15 protein-coding genes and 1 tRNA gene are annotated in these 21,487 nt (G+C 36.9%); 9 read left to right on the top strand and 7 right to left on the bottom strand.

The features are described from left to right. Positions 1-27 precede the first annotated feature (27 nt). The 4 genes from HME9304_RS09435 to HME9304_RS09420 all read left to right on the top strand — a co-directional run bounded on the left by HME9304_RS09435 (position 28) and on the right by HME9304_RS09420 (position 4,765). Positions 28-414 (top strand): hypothetical protein, encoded by a 387-nt coding sequence (locus HME9304_RS09435; RefSeq protein ID WP_112378356.1) that lies wholly within the window; start codon positions 28-30, stop codon positions 412-414. A gap of 251 nt (positions 415-665) precedes the next feature. Then, positions 666-1,331, top strand: a complete 666-nt coding sequence (locus HME9304_RS09430) for a hypothetical protein (protein ID WP_112378355.1) — start codon at positions 666-668, stop codon at positions 1,329-1,331. An 816-nt stretch (positions 1,332-2,147) separates the two neighbouring features. Further along, positions 2,148-4,016, top strand: coding sequence for a sensor histidine kinase (locus HME9304_RS09425; protein ID WP_112378354.1), 1,869 nt, complete (start codon positions 2,148-2,150; stop codon positions 4,014-4,016). Next, the gene (locus HME9304_RS09420) at positions 4,013-4,765 is read left to right on the top strand and encodes a LytR/AlgR family response regulator transcription factor (RefSeq protein ID WP_112378353.1); all 753 of its coding nucleotides are present in this window, start codon (positions 4,013-4,015) and stop codon (positions 4,763-4,765) included. Before HME9304_RS09425 ends, HME9304_RS09420 begins: the two co-directional genes overlap by 4 nt. Positions 4,766-4,807: 42 nt before the next feature. Here the strand turns inward: HME9304_RS09420 and HME9304_RS09415 are convergent, their stop codons facing one another. From HME9304_RS09415 to HME9304_RS09400, 4 genes are all read right to left on the bottom strand, one after another. Next, on the bottom strand, positions 4,808-5,173 hold the full coding sequence (locus HME9304_RS09415; protein WP_112378352.1) for a DUF7009 family protein: 366 nt from the start codon (positions 5,171-5,173) through the stop codon (positions 4,808-4,810). A gap of 224 nt (positions 5,174-5,397) precedes the next feature. Then, positions 5,398-7,347 carry an OmpA family protein gene (locus HME9304_RS09410; protein WP_112378351.1) on the bottom strand — a complete coding sequence of 650 codons (1,950 nt, stop codon included), beginning with the start codon at positions 7,345-7,347 and terminating at the stop codon, positions 5,398-5,400. Position 7,348: 1 nt separating this feature from the next. Continuing rightward, positions 7,349-8,242: a PorP/SprF family type IX secretion system membrane protein gene (locus HME9304_RS09405; RefSeq protein WP_112378350.1), complete on the bottom strand. Its 894-nt coding sequence runs from the start codon at positions 8,240-8,242 to the stop codon at positions 7,349-7,351. 63 nt (positions 8,243-8,305) lie between these two features. Next, on the bottom strand, positions 8,306-12,199 hold the full coding sequence (locus tag HME9304_RS09400) for a T9SS type B sorting domain-containing protein (RefSeq protein ID WP_112378349.1): 3,894 nt from the start codon (positions 12,197-12,199) through the stop codon (positions 8,306-8,308). A gap of 265 nt (positions 12,200-12,464) precedes the next feature. On the opposite strand from HME9304_RS09400, the gene HME9304_RS09395 reads away from it, so the two are divergent. Next, positions 12,465-13,364 carry a hypothetical protein gene (locus tag HME9304_RS09395; RefSeq protein WP_112378348.1) on the top strand — a complete coding sequence of 300 codons (900 nt, stop codon included), beginning with the start codon at positions 12,465-12,467 and terminating at the stop codon, positions 13,362-13,364. A gap of 35 nt (positions 13,365-13,399) precedes the next feature. Here HME9304_RS09395 and HME9304_RS09390 read toward each other — a convergent pair. Next, positions 13,400-13,481 (bottom strand) — tRNA-Leu (locus tag HME9304_RS09390). 149 nt (positions 13,482-13,630) lie between these two features. Here HME9304_RS09390 and HME9304_RS09385 point away from each other — a divergent pair. The 3 genes from HME9304_RS09385 (at position 13,631) to pth (ending at position 16,043) form a co-directional block, all read left to right on the top strand. Next, positions 13,631-14,572, top strand: a complete 942-nt coding sequence (locus HME9304_RS09385) for a ribose-phosphate pyrophosphokinase (RefSeq protein WP_112378347.1) — start codon at positions 13,631-13,633, stop codon at positions 14,570-14,572. Positions 14,573-14,664: 92 nt separating this feature from the next. After that, positions 14,665-15,318: a 50S ribosomal protein L25/general stress protein Ctc gene (locus tag HME9304_RS09380; RefSeq protein ID WP_112378346.1), complete on the top strand. Its 654-nt coding sequence runs from the start codon at positions 14,665-14,667 to the stop codon at positions 15,316-15,318. 95 nt (positions 15,319-15,413) lie between these two features. Further along, entirely contained in the window at positions 15,414-16,043 is a 630-nt protein-coding gene (gene pth / locus HME9304_RS09375; protein ID WP_112379781.1) for an aminoacyl-tRNA hydrolase, read from the top strand. Here pth and HME9304_RS09370 read toward each other — a convergent pair whose 3' ends face one another. Continuing rightward, a complete protein-coding gene (locus tag HME9304_RS09370; protein WP_112378345.1) occupies positions 16,044-16,730 on the bottom strand; it encodes a fibronectin type III domain-containing protein in 687 nt (228 codons plus the stop codon). After that, the gene (locus HME9304_RS09365) at positions 16,727-20,503 is read right to left on the bottom strand and encodes a reprolysin-like metallopeptidase (RefSeq protein ID WP_112378344.1); all 3,777 of its coding nucleotides are present in this window, start codon (positions 20,501-20,503) and stop codon (positions 16,727-16,729) included. Before HME9304_RS09365 ends, HME9304_RS09370 begins: the two co-directional genes overlap by 4 nt. A gap of 53 nt (positions 20,504-20,556) precedes the next feature. Here HME9304_RS09365 and HME9304_RS09360 point away from each other — a divergent pair, with 53 nt between their 5' ends. Then, the gene (locus tag HME9304_RS09360) at positions 20,557-21,486 is read left to right on the top strand and encodes a bifunctional riboflavin kinase/FAD synthetase (RefSeq protein ID WP_112378343.1); all 930 of its coding nucleotides are present in this window, start codon (positions 20,557-20,559) and stop codon (positions 21,484-21,486) included. Position 21,487 lies beyond the last annotated feature (1 nt).

The following is a 21,487-nucleotide window of genomic DNA, read 5'->3' as shown; positions in this document are numbered from 1 at the left end:
CCAAATAGAAAATAAATTTGACCGAAAATGAAAAAAAACTTTCTTGAAAAATGGATTCTTGATTTAATCAAATTAGAATATGAATTAGGTAATATTCCAAAACGTGCAAATTATAAACTAAAGGAAAGGAGGGATGACTTTATAGAAGTTACACTTACTTGGATGAATAAGGACAATATTGAATGCAAAATAATATATAGTGCAAGAGCCTACGGAAAAAGAAGTATTTCGGAAAGCTCTGAAATTGTAAATGAATCATTGTTTGATATGGAAAATTATTACACCTTGGAAATACATAAATACATAAATAACATCAAACGAAGCTATAGTACAAGGAAAATTGCTAATTATGATGTAATGAACGTAATAGGTCAGTTACAAAATACAGAAAATATTGATGATATAAATTCCTAATAATATGGATTTAAAAAGTTGGACTTTATATTTTATTAATATACGAATATGGATTACCCATCCAGAGTTCATTTAAGCCAGCAAAAAGTAAAAATCTCTTTGACGGATATTTGTGTATTTCATCCAAATTTGGCGATCCGTCAATTGGAAACAGACATCTATATATTCTACTACATAATTACACCTCGAAATTTGTTCCTTGTATGAGGAAACAAAAAGTTCCTGAAAAATTAACATGAAAATTATTGCTTATGCATCTATTTACAATAATATGGACATTGACCTGTGCAGCTATAATCGCAGGATACTCAATTTACCTTTTTAACAAGTCATTTTCATTTTTCCGTGAAGTTGATGAAAATACTTTATCCATGGCTTCAAATAAGGTTGAGCTATTATCTTTTGATTTAAAAAGTCAATCTCCTGGATGGTCTTTCAAACTGAACGTTCCGCAAATTACCGAAGAGGTTCTATATAAGAATCCAATTCTTTTTTATCTTGAATCCAGCGACTCCTGCTTAAAATTGCCATTGAACAATGCTACGGTTGGTTATTGTGCCTACGTATATAAGAATACTGGAAAAGTATATGTTACTTTTAAGTCCTTAGCCGATGGAGTATCAAATTTCTATGTGCCTACTTCACACGTTAGCAAACTAAAAATTATGATTATCAAATCTCGTGATAAAAGGTTGTACGGTGATTGGGGCAACCAATCAGCTAAATCCTATATATTCAAAGAACTGAAAAAAGCCGGTGTCAATATTAATGACTATGAAGATACTTTAAGTTATTTCAGCAATATAGCGGCTATAGAATTTAAAGGACACTTTAAAGAATCAAATAAAACAGTTGAAAAGCAACCTAATGTTGCATTTTTACAAAATCAAAGTCAAAAACTTTCTTCTACAGGCTAATCTTCTTTTAATAAATTATGAGTATCCATTAAAATATGAACTCAAAATGACCATAGGTCAATTCAAAACGGGACTATATCAAATCACAGTGTAATCAAAGTATATATACCCTTAGTTTTGAAACTATAAAACGAGAAAATTCTCATACAAGAAAAATATAAAAAACTAATCGCCAAAAAGGTTGATAATTTTCAATAAGCTCAATAATATTTTAAAAACATGACAAACTCACCATAAGTAATTTCTTTTTTTAGGCTCAGAACGAGTATGGGGTTATGCTGCGTACTAGTCTTGTAAGAAATGAAAGTGGTGAGTTTTTAAAAAATATTCAGTTATAACAATAGCTCGCTTTAAATACAAACCTATTAACACCCTTTAAAATCATTAAAAACAAATCGCTATAAGAATAAATCCAATTCCTTTAATCTAATTCATATGTGGATGAAAATCATCCGCTGCATTTCTTCCCCCATTAAAATCCAAAAACAACATACGGTTGTAAAATTCCTCGCTGACTACGGAACTTTTTAGAGTTTTTTATACAACACAATGTTGAAAATTATTTTCTCCCAGATATAAATTATCTGGAATTATATAATTAACCATTAAGATTATTACCTCTTAAATTTTTAGATGAATACTATACGTTATGTATGGTAAACTGTTTTAATAGATTAATCATCTTATCATTTATCAAACATTGTACTACCAATACAGATAAATAAGCTCAAATAAAATGATTTGTAAAATGTCATTATCAAAAATTGTACAACTATCAATTCATCAATACTCTGTATTTCAATTTTAAATAATTGAATGAAAAAAAAACCTTTACTCTGCTTATACAGTCTATTTTTTATTAGTTGGTTTTCTATTCAGTTGACAGCTCAAAACTTAGAAGAACCAAAAGTAAAAACACTCCCTTTTTATATTTTCAAAACCAATGATTCTTTACTAAATCTGAACTCAATTCTTGAGTCTACCCAGCACTTCTTACCCCCTGAACATGAAAAAAATAGCACGCGACCTCAGAACATATATTGGATAAAATTAGACTTAAAAAAAAGCTTAGATAGTCTAAATACACAACACACTTGGCGTCTTGAAACGCCTATTTTTGACAAAGCAGCTCTTTATTTTTTAAAGAACGATACTATAAGTTTTCAAACGTTTGGAACTTTTGACAATACTGGAAATCTTATTTCCAATTATGGCATTCCGAACATTGAGCTCAAAAAGGAGAATTTAATCGATAGTAAGTATCTATATATTAGAGCAGAAATTTTCAGTCGCCGTTCAAATATTTATCAATGGGATTTTACCTATATTCCAGTCAGCTCAAATAAAAACCTCAACTTCTATTATCCTGAAAAGTTTATAAATATTCTAATATCCGACTACACATATTCAGGCGCATGCATAATTATCCTCTTACTTTTTTTTGCTATTTATATCTATTCCGGAAGAAAACAATTCTTGTACTATGCGCTATATGTTTTAGCATCAATTATTTATTTAATTCGTCCTAATTTCAATAACCATACAATAATAGATTCGTACAATAGTCATCTTGGCCATTGGGTAGCAATAATATGTCAAGTGTTCATTAATCTATTTTATATTGTTTTTGCTATTTATTATTTAGGTACCAAAAAAAATTATCCAAAATTACATAAGTCTATACTTTTCATAGTTTTTATACTTTTTGGAATTATATTCTTAGATGCATTTGTATTCTTTTTGGGCGATTATGAATCTCACATATATATTCTTGATTTCCAAAGATTGGCTATGACAATTTGGGGCCTTATCGCAATGGTATATCTTTCAAAAAACGCAAAGAATCTTTTAGCCTATTTTATAGTGGCCGGGTCTTTTTCTTATATGGCGGGAGCACTCGGATATTTATTTTTTGAAAATCGATACTATATGATTTTAGGGTCAATTACAGAAATTTTAATCTTCTCTTTAGGTCTAGCTTATAAAATTAAATTGGAATATGAAGAAAAACTGTATCTGAAAAGAGAAGTATCTGAAAAAGAGCACCGCGCTTTAAGAGCTCAAATGAATCCCCATTTTATTTTCAATGCTCTTAGCGCCATTCAAAACCTTATCTTAAAGAACGATAGAATGGTTGCTTTAGAATATCTTTCAAAATTTGGAAAACTATCTCGCGGCATTTTAGAGAGTTCTTTTGAGAAAAAAGTTTTGCTAGCGGATGAAATAAAATTATTAAATTCCTACTTAGAACTGGAATCGCTTCGTTTTAATGGTGTTTTTAATTATAAAATATGCATTTCGAAGGATTTAGATACAAACGACACAGAAATACCTTTCATGATTACTCAACCCTTTATAGAAAATGCGATCATACATGGCCTCAATAATAAAAAAGAAGGAGATAAAAATCTTCTTGTTAGTTTCTGTAAAAATGGGGAAACCCTTATTTGTGAAATAGAGGATAATGGTATTGGTAGAGTCTTGTCCAATAAAATGAATAGTACTTTAAAAAAACATAAAACGTCAAGAGGTATAGAGATAATTAAAAGAAGGTTGCAAGTTACCGGCAACTCTGATCTAAGAAAAAATACAATTGAGATTATTGATAAATACGACAAAAACAATAATCCTTTAGGAACCAAGGTTACCATAAAGATTATCGATGCATTAAACCCGACAGTATGATATTAAAAGTAGTTATAGTAGAAGATGAAAAGCGAAGCAGGGAAACTTTAAGAACATTACTAGAAGAATTCTGTAAAGATGTACAGGTAATTGCAACTGCAAGCAGTGTCAATGAGGCGGTTAAAGTTTTATCCGTTTTTAGTCCCGATGTTGTTTTTTTAGATATAGAACTACAAACTGGAGTAGGTTTTGATGTCCTTGAGCAGATAAAAGAGCCTGATTTCGAAATAATCTTTACAACTGCTTTTGAAAAGTATGCCATACAAGCCATAAAGTTCAGCTCTCTTGATTATCTACTAAAACCTATTGACCTAGATGAACTGAAACAAGCAGTAGAGAAAGCGAGGGAAAGAATGGACACCAATATTTACAGACAGCAGATAGAGACATTAATGCAAAGTATTGGAAAGGAATCCCATAAACAGGAGAAAATTTGTCTGGCAACAACTTCGGGTATGGAGTTCATAGCAATAGAGGATATTGTTCTCTGTAAAGCAGATGGTTCTTATACGTCTTTTGTATTAAGGGACACAAGCACACTTTTAGTGAGCAAACATTTAAAAGAGTACGAGAATCTTTTGGCAGAACAACAGTTTATGAGGGTTCACAATAGCTATTTGATCAATTTAAAAGAGGTTAAGAAATATATAAAGTCTGATGGCGGATATATCATAATGAGCAATGACATGCACGTAAGCATCTCTCCTAGAAAAAAAGATGAACTTATTGAGTCAATGAAAAAGATATAAGATTGTTTTAAAATTTAAAATTGCCTGATCCCTTTAAAAGCTTTACATTTTTTTGGGATTGGGGTAATTATCGGATTGATCTTCAATGGTTTCATCCATACAGACAAAATCCTTTTCTAAGAGCAATTTAAGGTCTTTCCCGTTTTCAAGAACAAAAATATCTTCATAGCCTATCCTGTCGCTTTTGGCCCATTTCTTCGTTTCAGCAAAAGGAAACAAAAGAGTTATGGTATTATTGTTGAAAATCGCCTCCAGACCTTGTATGCCTTTTTTAGCTACGACCTTGTATACAAACTCACTGCTGCCAAAGTCAGTTTTTTCAACATAGCTTCCTTCTTTACAAAAAGTTTCAACTTCTGTACGGGTAAGCCTATATCGAATTGAATTTCCTTTAATCCTTATTTTCACCTTTCCAACTTTAGTTATAATATCAATAAAAATGTACCCTCATCAAAATTATTGCCCTAACAAAAAAAACGGAATATTTAGATAAAGTCGATTTTCTGAATCTTTACAGTTTAGTATAAATGTAAAATTTTTCATGAATTCCCACTATTAAACTTTCCTATAAAACGAAACCCCCAATAAAATTTGGGGGTTTCGTTTTTAAATTGCTTTTTTTGGATAGTATATTATTCTAGTTTTGTAATTATAAATTCCGATCTACGATTTTCATCATGCTCTTCTGTGGTACATTTTACACCATTGCTACATTGGTTCAATAATGTCTTCTCACCATAACCTATAGCGCTTTCAATTCGGTTTGCCTCTATTCCTTGAGAGATAATATAGCTTCCTGTGGCCTTGGCACGTTTATCGGATAGTGTTTCGTTGTAGCGATCACTTCCTCTGGAATCTGTGTGCGCTTCAATCTTTATAATCATTTTTGGATACTCTTTCATCACTTCCACTATTTTATTCAGTTCTTGAGCGGCATCTTGGCGAATATTTGCCTCGTTCAAATCAAAATAAATATTGTCAATTTTGATTTTAAGAATTCCGTTTTCTCTAACAATGAGATTATTCAGTTCTTTGATTATTTCTAAATGAACGTTTTTCGTATAACCTTTTTCATTTGTCGTGAAAAATTCCTTTTCTCCCGGCAAAAATCCTTCTTTATTAATTTTTACAGTATGTTTTGCTTCACAGTCCAACTCAAAATCAAAGCCATACGCACCAGTGGAATCAGTTATTGTTCTGTCCAAGACAGTTCCATCTTTAGAAAAGAGAATAACATTTACATCTACAATAGGCTGTGCATTGGCTTTTCTTATCACACTGCCCTTTACAGTTTGTCCGCAGGTTTCTTTCATCCTTTGGAACGAGTAAATATCATCATCTCCATTTCCACCTTTTCTGTTGGAAGAAAAATAACCTCTATTTGTCGATTCCCTTACGATATAGGCAAAATCATCCTTGTTGCTATTGATAGGTTTTCCCAGATTTTCTGGAATCCCAAACCCATTTACACCCAATTCACTTTCAAATATATCGAGACCACCAAGACCCAAATGCCCGTCTGAAGCAAAGTACAATCTTTCTTCTGTGACAAATGGAAACATTTCCCTTCCACTGGTATTAATCTTTGGGCCAAGATTTATAGGTTCCGAAAAGCTTCCGTCTTTCATCAGTTCTACCATAAAAATATCGGTCCCACCTATGCTTCCAGGCATATCGGATACAAAAAATAGAAATTTACCATCTGGACTCAACGCTGGTTGCCCTGTGGAATACGTTTCACTATTAAAAGGCACTTCTTCAGGCAAAGTCCATTCCCCTCCCTTTAATTCGGACGTATATATTTTTAAATGATTTGTACCTTCATCATCCCTGCCCAAATCGTTATTGGCATAGTTGTTTCTGGTAAAATAAATTATATTGCCCTCTGGAATAAATGTAGCAGCCGCTTCATGATATTTGGAGTTCAGTATTTCTGAAAAATTGACCACCTGTACCAAGTCAGACCCTAAATCTGTGGTATCCGCCATAAAAAAATCAAGATAAGGTTGGTTGTTCCATTCATAAACATTGGTTTCAAACCTTAGTGAATCACGGCTTGAGGAAAAAACGATTTTGTCCTTATAATACGTAGGTCCAAAATCTGCCAAGGGCGTATTTATTCCCAAATTTGAAATATAAAATTGTGGCTGTCCGTTCAAGAGCTCATCCAACTTGTCATCGTTATCCTCCAACTGGGCCACGGTAAATTCCGAAGTATCCAACTTTTTAGTGTAGATTTTCATGATAGCTTTTGCAAGCCGATAATTTCCGACTCCTTTTAGGGCATGGATATACCTAAACCCATATTCAGGTTGCAATTTTTTTTCATACTTGGAAAAAAGCAATCCATACCATTTGACCGCATTTTCCATATCGGTATTAAAAAAGTAGGCATCACCAAGCCTTTGGAGTATGTGTTGGGAATCATCACCTTTTTGAAAAATACTTTCATATTGTTTTGCAGCCTTTACGTACAATAGGTTATCAAAGTTTGTATCCGCATCATTGTATTTTAGTTGCGCACTTGAAAAACAAGCCAGCGACAAAAAGAGTACGACTATGTACATTTTTTTTATTCCCATCTTAGTAAAATCTTGGTGATTTAAGCCGTTTTTCCACAGTTTTGAATTCGTAACGCAAAAAGATTTCGTGTGTACCGCTCGTGTAACTCCTTAAATCGGTTGTAGTTAGGTCATATGCATAACCAACGCTCAAATCAGGAGATATCTGAAGTCCCAACAGCGCTGAAAATGAATCATCCCATCTATAGGCAAGACCAAAATTGAAAGTTTCTTTTAGCAACACATTTGCAGAAACATCTGCAATTATAGGAGCACCAGGTACCCACTTTACAAAAAAGGCAGGTTTAAATTTAATATCTGGGGTCACATCAACAATTTTTCCACCTATTAAAAAATAATGCAATCGTTCTGATGCTATCTCCTGCTCCTCTCCATCGTAATGGTCTTCTGAAAAGAAATTAGGGACCGCAAGCCCTAAATAACCTTTGGATGTATGATAATAAACACCCGCTCCTATAGTTGGAAAGAACTTGTTTTCTACATTATTCTGAAAAGCGATATCAGGGTTTTCGACCAATCCTTTTGAAAAATCCACATTGAAAAGTCTTCCTCCTGCTTTTAAACCAAAAGATAGCTTTCTATTGGAATCGTCCAGTTTGAGCGTATATGAAAAGTTACCGTCCACAAAAACCTCTGAAGAAGGCCCCAAAGCATCATGTGAAAGAACGAGACCCAATCCTACATTATTTCCCATAGGACCATCCACTGCCAACACTTGTGAAGTGGGTGCACCATTTACACCTACCCACTGGGAACGGTGTATTAACAAGGCAGTAAGGTGTCCACGTGAACCTGCATATGCTGGATTCACGCTCAAGGTGTTGTACATATACTGTGTAAATTGCGGATCTTGTTGTGCAGAGCTAGTAAAAATTCCTGACAACAAGATGAACATGCAGGTATATTGTAGCCATGATCTTATTTCTTGTATTTTATTGACTTTGCGCATACCCTTTCCTTATCGATTTATATATAACCAATCCGTTTTTGGTTCGGAACCATCACCAAGATCCAGCACATAATAGTACGTGCCCACTGGCAATAAATCACCTTGCTGTACTGTAGAACGACCCATTGATATTCCATCCCAGTCGTTGTTATAAGCGCGTTGTTCAAACACAATATTTCCCCATCGATTGTAGATTTGAAGTACATTATTGGGGTATCTTGAAATACAATCAATCTTAAAGAATTCGTTGACTCCATCGCCATTGGGTGAGAATTCGTTATATACTATCAAACACGAAGGTTCTACGAAAGCTTGGTCCGAGTCGTTGGTGTCATCTACATCCAACTGATCTACAAATAATAAGCTTGCAGTATTCAAGTAGTCATTGATATCCAGAACCTCAACGGTGAGTTGAAGATTGGCAGTGGCCAAAACCTCCAGATTATCCATTTCCCAAAATCCCGAGATTTCGTCATAAATTCCTTCTGAGGCTTGTGAGGCAATCAATTTATATCCAAGAGGCAATTTGTCCTCTATTCCAATATTGGTTGCAACCAGATTTCCCTGATTGATTGCCGTTATCGTAAATATTACTTCATCACCGATATTTGGCGTGTCAATATCCACGGTTTTCGTTATTGAAATATCGGTTGTTTGTGGAGTCACAAAAGCAATAGCTTCATCATCGTCCTCAATACCATCCGAAAAATCATCTACATCGATTCCTTGGTTTGGATTACTATCCGGGTCAGCGAAACTGCTTGTTGTTATTTCAGCTACATTAAGATATTCATCTGGATTTTCAGTCGGCGTGTTTACCGTTGCCAATATCACCAGAGTCTCCGTATTTTGATTAAAAATGGTACTGTTGATATTCCAAATCCCTGTTCTGAAACTGTAAGTTCCAACTGTTGTAACATGTGATTGATAGGTGTAACCGGATGGTAAGAGGTCAGTAACCACTACGCCGATAGCATCACTTGACCCACTATTGGTAAGGTTAACCGTAAATTCAACTACATCTCCTACGTTTGGTGTTGGGTTATCTACTGTTTTGGTCAAAGACAGGTCTGATAATCCCTCTGGAACAGGAATTACGGTATCTTGGTCGTCCTCAGTATTCAAATTATTGTTGGGTGCAGAATCTGGATCAAATGTATTCAAGGCAATCAGTTCTGCGGTGTTTGTATAATTTCCGTTCGGTCTTACCAAAGCAGTCACCTGTAATGTTTCGGATGTGCCATTGGCAATATCGGGTAAAGCCCAAGCTCCTGAAATAGCATCATAATTTCCTGAGGATGCTGTAGCCGATATAAAGCTATACCCCGTTCCCAAAGCATCTTCTATAACCAGTCCAGTAGCATCATTTGGACCTGCATTGTTGACGGTAACGGTGAATACCAACTGATCTCCTACCAAAGGGCTTAGATTATCTGCTGTTTTTGATATTGAAATATCAGTAACCGTTCTTGGAGTTGTAGATTGTTCATCTTGATCATCTTCAGTCAAAATACCATTACCAGGGGTGGAATCAGGATCCGTTTGTACGGAAGCAATAACTTCTGCCACATTGGTGTAATCTCCAGTGGCGTTTACCAGTGCAATTAGGTTGAGCTCGATACTATCTCCCCCCAAAATTGAGCCCACATTCCATTCTCCACTACCTGCATCATAAGTTCCACTTGAATCATCCGACACATAGGTATATCCTGAGGGTAAAGTATCTTCAACAATCACCCCTGTAGCATCGCTGGGACCTTCATTGGTCAAGGTCACCGTAAACGTTACGTTCGAGCCTACATCGGGAAACTCATTATTAACGGTTATCTCCAATAATAAATCGGCCGCTGGAATTGGTGTGGTCCCTGCACTATCTTGATCGTTTTCGAATACATTGTTGTTGTTTGGTGTAGAGTTGGGGTCCAAATTGCTGGAAGACAATACTTCAGTAACATTAAAATAATCTCCTGCAGGATTTACTCTAGCTACAATATTCAATGTTTCTATAGTTCCGTTGGGGACAGTACCGTTCAATTCCCATATCCCCGTTGCAGGTACATAGACACCTGCAGTTCTACTATTTGAAACATAGGTGTAACCCGAAGGTAAAAGGTCCAACACTTCTACTCCTGTCACATTACTAGGACCGTTGTTGGCCAAGCTAATATTGAAAATGACCTCATCGCCTACCAACGGACTCAATACATCAACAGATTTTCGTAAAACTAAATCTGAAATCGCTATTGGAACAGGCAGTATCGTTTCTTGGTCATCTTCTGTACTATCATTATTTGCTGGTGCAGAATCAATATCTTTTTCTGCTAGGGCTGTGAGCTCGGCAGTATTTGAGTAATTGCCAGTGGCAAGAACATCAGCAGTAATTACAAGTGTTTCTGATGTTCCGTTTCCAAGATTGCCTATCGTCCATGATCCATTTAAAGGCTCATAAGTTCCAATGGAAGGAACTGCACTTACGAATCCATAACCAGATTGTAGAACATCGGTAATCACTGTATTTGTAGCATCATTGGGGCCATCATTCTCCACGGTAACCGTAAACACTATCTCCTCCCCTACATTTGGAGTTAAATCATCCGCTATTTTAGATATGGAGACGTCAACAATGGGTGTTGGATTTATCGAGACACTATCTTGATCATCTTCGGCCAGAATATTATTGTTAGGAGTCGAGTCATTGTCCTGTTGATCATGACCGGTAACCTCTGCAACGTTTACATAATCTCCAGAAGCATTGACCAAAGCTGTAATATTTAAGGTTTCCGTACTGCCATTGGTAAGTGTTCCCACATCCCAGATACCTGTCGTATCCAGATAATCTCCCGCTCCGTCGTCTGATATGTATGTAAATCCTGAAGGCAACACATCTGTAACTTCAACCGAAGTTGCATTACTAGGACCATTATTTGAAACTGTCAATGTGAAAATTACGTTGGTATTGACATCCGGTGAAGCATTGTCCACATCTATATCCAATGAAATGTCCACTACTGGCTGGGGAGTAAGGGCAACATCATCTTGGTCATCTTCTGAGGAAACACCGTTGCTTGGAGTGGAATCAGTATCAAACCCGTCAGAAGCGATAACTTGCGAAGTATTTGTAAAATTTCCCGTTGAATTTACGGTGACATCGATTAATAATGTTTCAGAAGTACCGTTTGCCACCGTTCCAACCTGCCAAATGCCAGTGCCTTGATTATAATTCCCCGAAGTACTACTATACTGCTCAAAGTTGAATCCTGAAAGTAATTGATCTACCACGGAAACATTTGTAGCGTCATCAGGGCCGTCATTTGAAACTATTATTTCAAAACGGATTTCCTCACCAACATTTGGAGCAAGGTTATTGTCGACCACAATCTTCGTCAATGATAAATCTGCCTGTTGTGGTGCTGCAATAAGAGCATCTTCGTCATCCTCGCTTTGGTTTCCGGTATCATTATTTGGTGTGCTATCCGGGTCATTTTGGTCGCTCGCCGTTACTTCAGCTATATGTTCATATTCTCCAGATGTACCCGTTGGTGAAAGTACGTTTGCATTAAAGGTAAGTACCTGAGTATTGGCTCCCAAGGTAACTCCCAAACCTGACCATATGATATTTCTAGTACCTAAATCAAAAGTTCCACCATTGCTTATGGCTACAATACTTCCAAATCCGTCCGGCACAAAATTTCGAACAGAGACCCCAGTGGCATCCGTATCGCCAAAATTACTTAGATTGATCGTGAACGTTACTGTATCACCAACGTCTGGTGAAGAATCGCTGACCAACAACTCTAATTCCAAATCGGCGTTTTGAGCATAGCACAATTGAGATGAGGTGAACAAAAACAAAAAAAACAGGAAAAGACTTCCTTTTTTTTGGTGGGTTAACGGAATGTTCATAATCAATGAAATGAGGTTGCTCTTACTTGTAAGAATGCTCAAACATATCTACATCCATGGACTAAAATGAAAATATGTTGTATTTCATCGATCATTTGTTGTGAAACATCGAATTGGCGATGAAAGCTCTCACTAACATAGCAATCATTTATACTTGATAATCTGAAAATTTATATAAAGTAATTATTTCCGTTCAAAACATATCTTCAAATTATGATACTTCACTGTACATGATTAGATTGCACCGAATAAACAAAGGTTTAGAATGAAAACGATTTCCAATTTAGCATTTATAGGACTTTTTCATATACTCGTTCTTAGTTTTGCTACAGTCCGTGCACAGAATAATCAGAATCAAGTAAAATCTGCCATAACCATTGATTATCCTTCAAATACAACTGTTTGGAAAATACCGGAATTAGTTGAATTGCGATGGAATACCAAAAACATGGATACCACCCAATCCATACGTTTCTTTTTGGCAAGAAATGAAATGGTAGTACAAGAGTTGGGAAGATTTAAGAACAATGGCTACGCTAACGGAATCAAACTCGCAAAAAATATAAATTCCGGGGATGCCTATCAAGTTGTGGGCATTGAACTGTTCCCAAACAATAAATATCATATTGCAAAATTCGCTACTCCCTTTTTTTCGATTGTGAACAAGGAATCTGATGACCGAAAAAGAAAACAAGAATTGACCAATATAGTAACCCAACCCAGAAAGCGAAGAAAGAGAAAAAATATTAAAGAGAAGAAAAACATTCAGCTTTCGGAAACCAAGGTAGCGTCCAAGATGGAGAATAATCTGAGGCAGGAGTTTGATGGACGTAAAATTTCCTACATTAAAGAATTGGAGTTCAATACCGAAGAAATAACCGTTAAGATTTGGGACCATGGTATTCAGGATGGGGATATTGTTTCAATTTATCTCAACGGATCCCCTGTAGTTTCCAAACATTATTTGACCTATCAAATGCGGGAATTCGATATAAAATTAGATCCTGAAAAGCCCAACGACCTTTTTTTATATGCACATAATTTGGGTGATGCCCCGCCAAATACGGTCTCGGCAGAAATTACAAATGGTAAAAAATCCAATAAAATAGTATTAAACTCAGATCTGAAAAGTTGCGAAGCGGTTTTGATCAGTGTTAAAAAATAAACCTCAACAATTCAATTATGAAAGTTGAGGTTTTGTACTCGAGGTGGGAATCGAACCCACACTCCCGAAAGAACTGGATTTTGAATCCAGCGCGTCTACCAGTTCCGCCACTCGAGCATTTTTCCTAAGGGACTGCAAAGCTAAAAAATAATTTCATTTACAACCAAAAATACCTGTATTAATCCTTTAGCAACCCGAATTAATTTATAAATTTGCACCTCTTTAAAAAATAGATACTTTAAAAAGCTAGCTAACAAGAGTTTGTAATGCCATACCAAGTTCCAGAACCAAAAATTTTCGCATGTACCCAAAGTACTATCCTTGGAGAGAAAATAGCAGCCTCTTATGGTGCAGATCTGGGAAAAATTCTTTTTTCGAGATATAGCGATGGTGAATTTCAACCGTCTTTTGAAGAATCTATAAGAGGTGCACGTATTTTCATCATAGGCTCCACAAATCCAGGTCCTGAGAACTTAATGGAAATGTTGTTGATGCTAGATGCGGCCAAAAGAGCTTCTGCCAGACATATTACAGCAGTTATGCCCTATTTTGGCTGGGCCAGACAAGATAGAAAAGATAAACCCCGGGTTCCGATAGCGGCAAAACTTGTTGCCAAAATGTTGGAAACTGCTGGTGCCACCCGTATTATCACCATGGATCTTCATGCGGATCAAATACAAGGTTTTTTCGAAAAACCTGTTGATCATCTATTTGCATCTACGTTATTCTTACCGTATTTGAAGGAATTGAATCTAGACAATTTATGCATTGCATCACCAGACATGGGAGGCTCCAAAAGAGCTTACGCATATTCCAGGGCTTTGGAGAGCGATGTAGTGATTTGTTACAAGCAGCGAGCGAAAGCCAATGTAATTTCACATATGGAACTCATTGGTGAAGTAGATGGAAAGAACGTGGTTCTAGTAGACGATATGGTAGATACCGCAGGCACGCTAACTAGAGCTGCAGACCTTATGATGGAGCGTGGTGCAAAAAGTGTAAGGGCCATAACAACACATGGATTACTCTCTGGAAATGCTTATGAGAAAATTGAAAATTCCCAGCTTTCGGAATTAATTATAACAGATTCCATACCTATTGAACACAATAGAAAAAAAATAAAGGTATTGGGTTGTGCCAATTTGTTTGCTGATGTTATGCAAAGGGTACACCACAATACATCCATATCATCAAAATTTTTAATGTAGCCTTAGAAACTATCTGCAGCAGGCAGGTATACTCAGGCCAAGAAGCTTAGCAAATCAATATTGAATTTTAAATTTTTTAATTTTTATTTATAATGAAGTCAATTACTATCAAAGGATCCCAAAGAGAAAGCGTGGGCAAGGTATCTACCAAAGCCTTACGTAATGCTGGAAAGGTCCCTTGCGTACTGTACGGAGGGGATACACCATTGCACTTTTCAGCAGATGAACTAGCGTTCAGACATTTAGTGTACACCCCCAATGCATTTACAGCTGTAATTGAGTTGGAAGATGGCCAAAAGTTTGATGCCGTATTGCAGGATATTCAGTTTCATCCTGTAACTGATAAGATTTTACATATAGATTTTTATCAGTTGTTCAAGGACAAACCTGTTACCATGGATATTCCAATACGTTTGGAAGGAAATTCACCCGGTGTAAGAAATGGTGGGCGTTTGCTTTTTAGAAAAAGAAAACTTTCCATTAAATCCTTACCGGACTTATTGCCTGATTTTATAACCATTGATATTTCAAAACTTAAAATTGGTGGAACAATCGCAGTAGAAACGCTTTTAAATGACGACTATACTATTCTTCACCCAGACAGTACCGCAGTTGTACAAGTGAAAGCTTCTAGAACTTCTGTTGATGATGAGGAAGAAGAAGAAATAGAAGGAGAAGAAGGAACCGAAGCAACAGCAGCTGAAGGTGGAGATGCACCTGCCGCTGAAGCAGAAGCCACTGAATAGTTTTTAGAAATTATTGATTTCAAAAGCATCCCAGTTTTACAGTTATGTAAACTTTTGGGATGCTTTTGTATTTTTGGGAAAATGGAAACTTATTTATGTTTCAATTTATAAAAGTACTTTTTGGCACGGATAAACAGCTATTGCAAGAAACGGACAACATGAGAAAATTCCTAATCGTTGGTCTAGGGAATATTGGGGCCAAGTATGAAGAAACAAGACATAACGTTGGTTTCAAAATACTGGATTTTTTAGCGGAACAGGAAGGTTTTTCGTTTGAGACCCAAAAATTGGGTGACGTCGCCACTTTTAAGCATAAAGGCAGAAGTATTCTATGCTTAAAGCCATCAACGTATATGAACTTAAGCGGTAAAGCAGTAAAGTATTGGATGGAAAAAGAAAAGATTCCATTGGAAAATACCTTGATCATTACAGATGACATCAATCTTTCTTTTGGCTCTATTCGTTTAAAAACAAAAGGTAGCGATGGTGGACACAACGGTTTGAAGGACATTCAAAACACATTGCAGACCACAAAATATAACCGATTTCGTTTTGGGGTCGGTTCCGAGTTTGGGAAAGGAAAGCAAGTAGACTATGTACTAGGGGAATGGAATACGGATGAAACGAAACAACTTAAAGAGCGACTTCAAAAATCCAGTGATTTGATACGTTCGTTTGTATTTTCAGGCATCAATAATACCATGAACCAATTTAACGGTACTTGATCAAAATGTCTTGAATTCAAAGGTTCCTGATTCAGAACTGTTTCCCTCTGAATCCGTTGTAATCACCTTCCAAAAATAAACGGTATTGGACTCAACATCTGCATCAAACTCCATAGTATTGGCGCTGGTGGTCCCAAGCAAAGTAATAGGTGGGTTTTCGTTTGAAAAGAAAACATCAAAAGAAATTATATCATTCTCTACGTCCGCCCCGATCCATTCTAAAGTGACCTCATTAGAAATATCTCTTAGTACGGTAGAACCTGATACTGGACTTACCAATTGTGCGGGAAATGGAGCATATGTAGTTAATGAGCCTGCATTGTAAAATAACCATGTCTCGCTTTCAGCAACTTGATCGGATCTGGAGCTAAGCGATGTGACCGACCATGAAAAAGGTGTGCCCTTTTCAATGGACAGACTTGCAGATGTTGAAGCTGTAGTAATCGTCTGTGGAATATTGGTCTCCAAATTTACTACGCGCAATGTATATGTATCGGCATTCAATGAAGATTGCCATTCAAATGTCACTTGGCTTAGTGTCTCATTAACGCTGACCCCCGTTGTACATTCCGAATTCTCTTCGGGAAAAACAAGGTTTGCCACAGCTGGTGTTGGTGGCGGGTCATCATTGCCCCCACAAGAATAAATAAACGTAAGTAACAATAAACCTATAATAGCCTGCTTCATTCTTTAATCAATTTTATGACCTTATTTGTTCCTTTGCTCTGGATGCTCATATAGTAAATGCCTGTGGACAATACGGAAAAATCCATTTCTAGTTCTATACCGTTTATTTCTCTTTTATCTGTCAAGACCAATCGCCCATTTGCAGAAAACACCTGTATATCAAGATTACCTGTCAAACCATTGAGAAAAACCTTAGTTCTCTCGTTTACGGGATTTGGATAAACAATAGGTTCTGATGAAATAAAAAACGTTTCTTCGTAAACTCCTTGGCAAGGTAAGCTTGTCGATATTTTTAGGGTATTGAATCCATTTTTTAAGTTCAATTGTGTTTGACTGGCTTCGGTCTGTGTGACCAAACCATTCAATTCTATCGTAAACAAATCGGCCCCACCAAGCGTAAGTTGGAGTACTCCTGACTCAACTGCCGTAAAAGCCGTTAAAAGTGATGGCTCTGTGATTTTGATTTCAAAACAAACTTCTTCATAGACAATGATGCCGTCCGTTCCCGTAATGCACAAAGAATAGTCCCCAGCATTTATACTTTCAAAGACATGGGAATCCGTAAAATCTATGCTCTGTGTTGTAGCACCTCCATTTAAAATAGCGGTGTAGGTTATTGAATCATCAGAAGCTGTTAAGGAAATGGAACCATCATTACTGTTTCTACAAGATTCACTTTGTAGTTGCACCCTAAAGTTATCTGCAGGAAATCTATACACGGGACAACCGGCAGCATCGACTTCAGCCCCTATTGGCGTTCCCAAACATAAATCATCACCGTCATCGAAAACGCCATCTTGATCATCGTCCGGTCTAAATTCACCTTCGGCACATACTTCCAAGGAAAACGAAACCAATGCTCCACCATCATTTGGTGCCGTATCCCTAATTTCCAATGTCCAATCCCCAAAAGTGGATTCACCAACGAGAGAAGCCAGTGAGCCTATAGGGGAAACGGTTCCTGAAATTGCAGGGGTAGCTGAGCAGACAATATTTGCTCCATCATCATCAAAAACTGCATTGATATTATCTAAATCCCCGCATGCACCAGAAACCAATGTGACTCTCGTGCCCGAAGGGGAAATGAGCGTAATAATCAAATCCTGTAAAAATGTGTGCGTTAGTTCCAAATTTACATTGATGTCGGTAATGCTTAAATCCTCAACGAACTGAATTGTGGAAGTTATCGTGGGTGATCCTATGTTTGAAATGGTTAAAGGCAATGTTTTTGAACTAACGTTCCTGCAATCAACTTGTGTAGTTGTAAAACTAAACGGTGTTCCAAAAGTACCTGTGCCGCAATCGTTCTTAGGTCTTATGTGCCAAAAGTATTCTGTTTCCGGTTGTAATGTTGGACTTTGGTAAAAATTAAATGGTGTGGTTGCGGATTCCACTATATCCACAAAACCATTATCTGTTGCTATTTCAATATCATAGTCCTTGTAAAACTCATTTTCTTCCCATACTAATCTGGGATTGATAGAGGTATTGATTTCCATATCTGTTGGAGTGGACAAAACCACATCAGAAAAACTTACGTCACTTATATTAAGTGATAACGGAAGGTTCTTTGTTACCGAAACAGAAGTCGAAGTAATGGTGATTGGATATGATGCAGGTGCAACATCATCCGTATTGGAAATGGTCAATTGAACATCTGTATCATTTGCCGAGGCCTGAGCGGGAACAAAAGCCGCCGTTAAACCTACCGGTAGATCAACTGAAAAGGTTGAGGTCTCGTTGAAGCCTCCAAAAGTCTGGTATGTAAATGGAATGATGATGTCATCTGGTTGACAAACATCAAAAGTTAAATCTTGGATATTTAATACTACATTAGATTCTTCAATACTAAAATTAGATGCATTAACGGCGAAAAAAACATTATCACTGGCTTTGACCATAATCCGTGCAGTTTCGGTAGCATTTCCTGGAATTAGAACATCTTCAATTCCATCATTCACTACATCTTCCGCAAGAATAATTGGAAAAGTAGTGCCACCATCCACGGATAAAAATATATCGACTGTTTTAGCATCAACAGGAAGAATATTGGTGTTGGCAACATCCCAAGTCACCTGTTGTACAGACCCGGCTTCATAAGTCTCATTTGAATCTTGTGATGTCATAACAAAAGGTCCAGCAATGTTTACTACTTTAACATCAAGCAAATCGGAAATCACTTGCCCGCCCTCCAGTGCATTGTCCCTTACCGTAAAAGCAAAGCTCAAATTCCGCTCTATTGTAGATATGGTTTCCCAAGCACTATTGATTTGTGGATTGGTCTGGGCAAGGTTCCCTTGCACTACACGGGACAATCTTGGAAAATATCTTGAAGGGTCTGTAGTAGGCGGCAACGATCTAAAGTTCGCCCCACTTGGATTTTCAGGACCAAAAGTATCAAACGTAACTATTCCGCTGTCAATTTGTTCCCAAGTATATGTGAGTGTGTCATCAATATCACTGTCCGTGGCCATTCCTTCCAAAACAAAAGCAGTGCCCTTTGGAATTACATAATCTCCCATTGGGGTAACGACTGGGGGCGAATTAGTCAAAGCAACCGTCTCTCCGCAGGTTACAGTCTCTAAATAATTGGAAATCTGTAGAATACTGTTATAGTGGAAATAGTCATCACCATTGGGCGCTACATTATTACCTGGACTTGCAATGCCGGCATAACCCATAATCGTGGTTCCGCTGGCCGGTTCTGCTTGAACATCGGTTCCCTCAGGGTCAAAAGACCATGTGTGGTTTGCCCCAAATTGATGCCCCAACTCGTGTGAGACAAAATCCAGATCAAATATATCCCCTTCTGGATTGGAGGTAGACGAAAAAGCGCTCCCTTTTCTGTTATCCGAGCAAACTGACCCAATAAAGCCTGCATTCCCATTATTTTGTGAAGCAAGTTCAACTTTATTAAAAAGATGGCCTACATCATAATTTGCCTCGCCAATTGTGGTCGTCAATGTGCTTTGAACCTGAGCATTCAAATTTCCGTTATAAGGGTCTGTGGCCGCATTTGTAAAAATGATCAGATTGTTATTTGCCACCAACTCCAAAGTAACTCCTAGATCGGTTTCAAAAACTTCGTTTACACGCGTCAATGTAGCATTGATTGCTGCTAGGGCATCAGCAACAGTTCCACCATGAAATTCTGTATACTCCCCTGTAGCGGATACGGCAATTCTAAACCTTCTCAACTCTTGGCCGCTGACCAAGGGACTAATTGTCTTTCCTACAATAGCGCCCATTTTCTTGGTATCACAAATAAATCCGTTTTTGTTCTCGGTCCCTGCACCCTTATCATAGACAACGTAGGTGCCACTTTTATTTGACAATTGCTCCATAAATACGGTTTGATGACTTTCAAGATCAATTATCATACTTTGGAGTCCCTTATGCGAACTACTGAGCCTGACCCTATATTTTCCATCCAGGCTTAAGCCGGAAAATGACTTTATATTGGGATATTTTTTGGATAAATCCGGATGAAAAACGGATGTCTCTTTTAAAGAAAAAGAGATGACCTTCCCATTATGTCCTGGAAGATCAATTACTTGGCTTTGATTTTTAAAGGTGGAAAAAGAATTGATTTTCTTTGAGAAGCTTTGTTTATCCAATGTATAAACTGCCGCTGCTTTACTTATATTTTTTATTGAAGGACTTCTAAAACTTGATCTGGCTTCAGTAGATTTCCAATAGCCTTGTTGTGCATAAGTGTAAAAGCAGGCAAAAAATATGGTTATTGAGAAAACAAGATGTAATTTAGCTTTCATAGATAAGGGCATAAGTCAAATTCAAAAATAGCCTTTTTTATTTTCTTGATTTAGTGGAAACAATCAAAGGTATTTCTCACTTCATAAACAACAAATTTCAAACTGCCGTTACCATTGGTACTTTTGATGGGGTACACCTTGGTCACGGCAAGATATTGGAACGCCTCATAAATAGTGCCAAAACCGCTGGTTTAAAATCAACCGTCCTCACCTTTTTTCCCCATCCTAGGATGGTCTTGCAAAAAGATACAAACATTAAGTTATTGAACACATTGGATGAAAAGATTCAGACAATGGATTCCCTGGGGCTGGATTATCTGATCATACATCCTTTTACAAAAGACTTTTCCAGACTTTCAGCTACCGAATTTGTGAGGGATATATTGGTCAATAAACTAAAGACGAAAAAAATAATCATTGGTTATGATCATAGGTTTGGTAGAAACCGTAATGCCAATATACAGGATTTAACGGCTTTTGGGAATACATTGGATTTTGAGGTGGAGGAGATACCCGCGCAAGAAATCGATGATGTGTCCGTTAGTTCAACAAAAATCAGAAATGCACTTTTAGCAGGTGATATCCTAACTGCAAATAGTTATTTAAATTATGCTTACATGCTCACGGGCATCATAAAAAAAGGAAAGGGTCTTGGCAAGCAGTTTGGTTTTCCGACAGCGAATCTTCACATACCCGAACCTTACAAACTCATTCCAAAAAATGGCGTTTATGTTGTTAAGAGCAACATCGATCAAAGAGAATATTTTGGGATGATGAACATCGGCTTCAACCCAACAGTATCCGGAACAGAAAAAAGCATCGAAATCAATTTTTTCGATTTTGAAGGTAGCCTTTATGACAAGAAGGTACAAGTTGGCATCCTACATCGTATTAGGGATGAGAATAAATTCGATTCCGTTGAGGAACTTAGAGAACAATTGAAGAAGGATAAAAAAACTTCGTTAAACTTAATTGCCAAATAAA

The sequence above is a fragment of the Flagellimonas maritima genome, from assembly GCF_003269425.1.
In the GTDB taxonomy this organism is placed as follows: domain Bacteria; phylum Bacteroidota; class Bacteroidia; order Flavobacteriales; family Flavobacteriaceae; genus Flagellimonas; species Flagellimonas maritima.
Note: the sequence above shows the minus strand (reverse complement) of the source record. Positions and strands in the feature narration are given on the sequence as shown.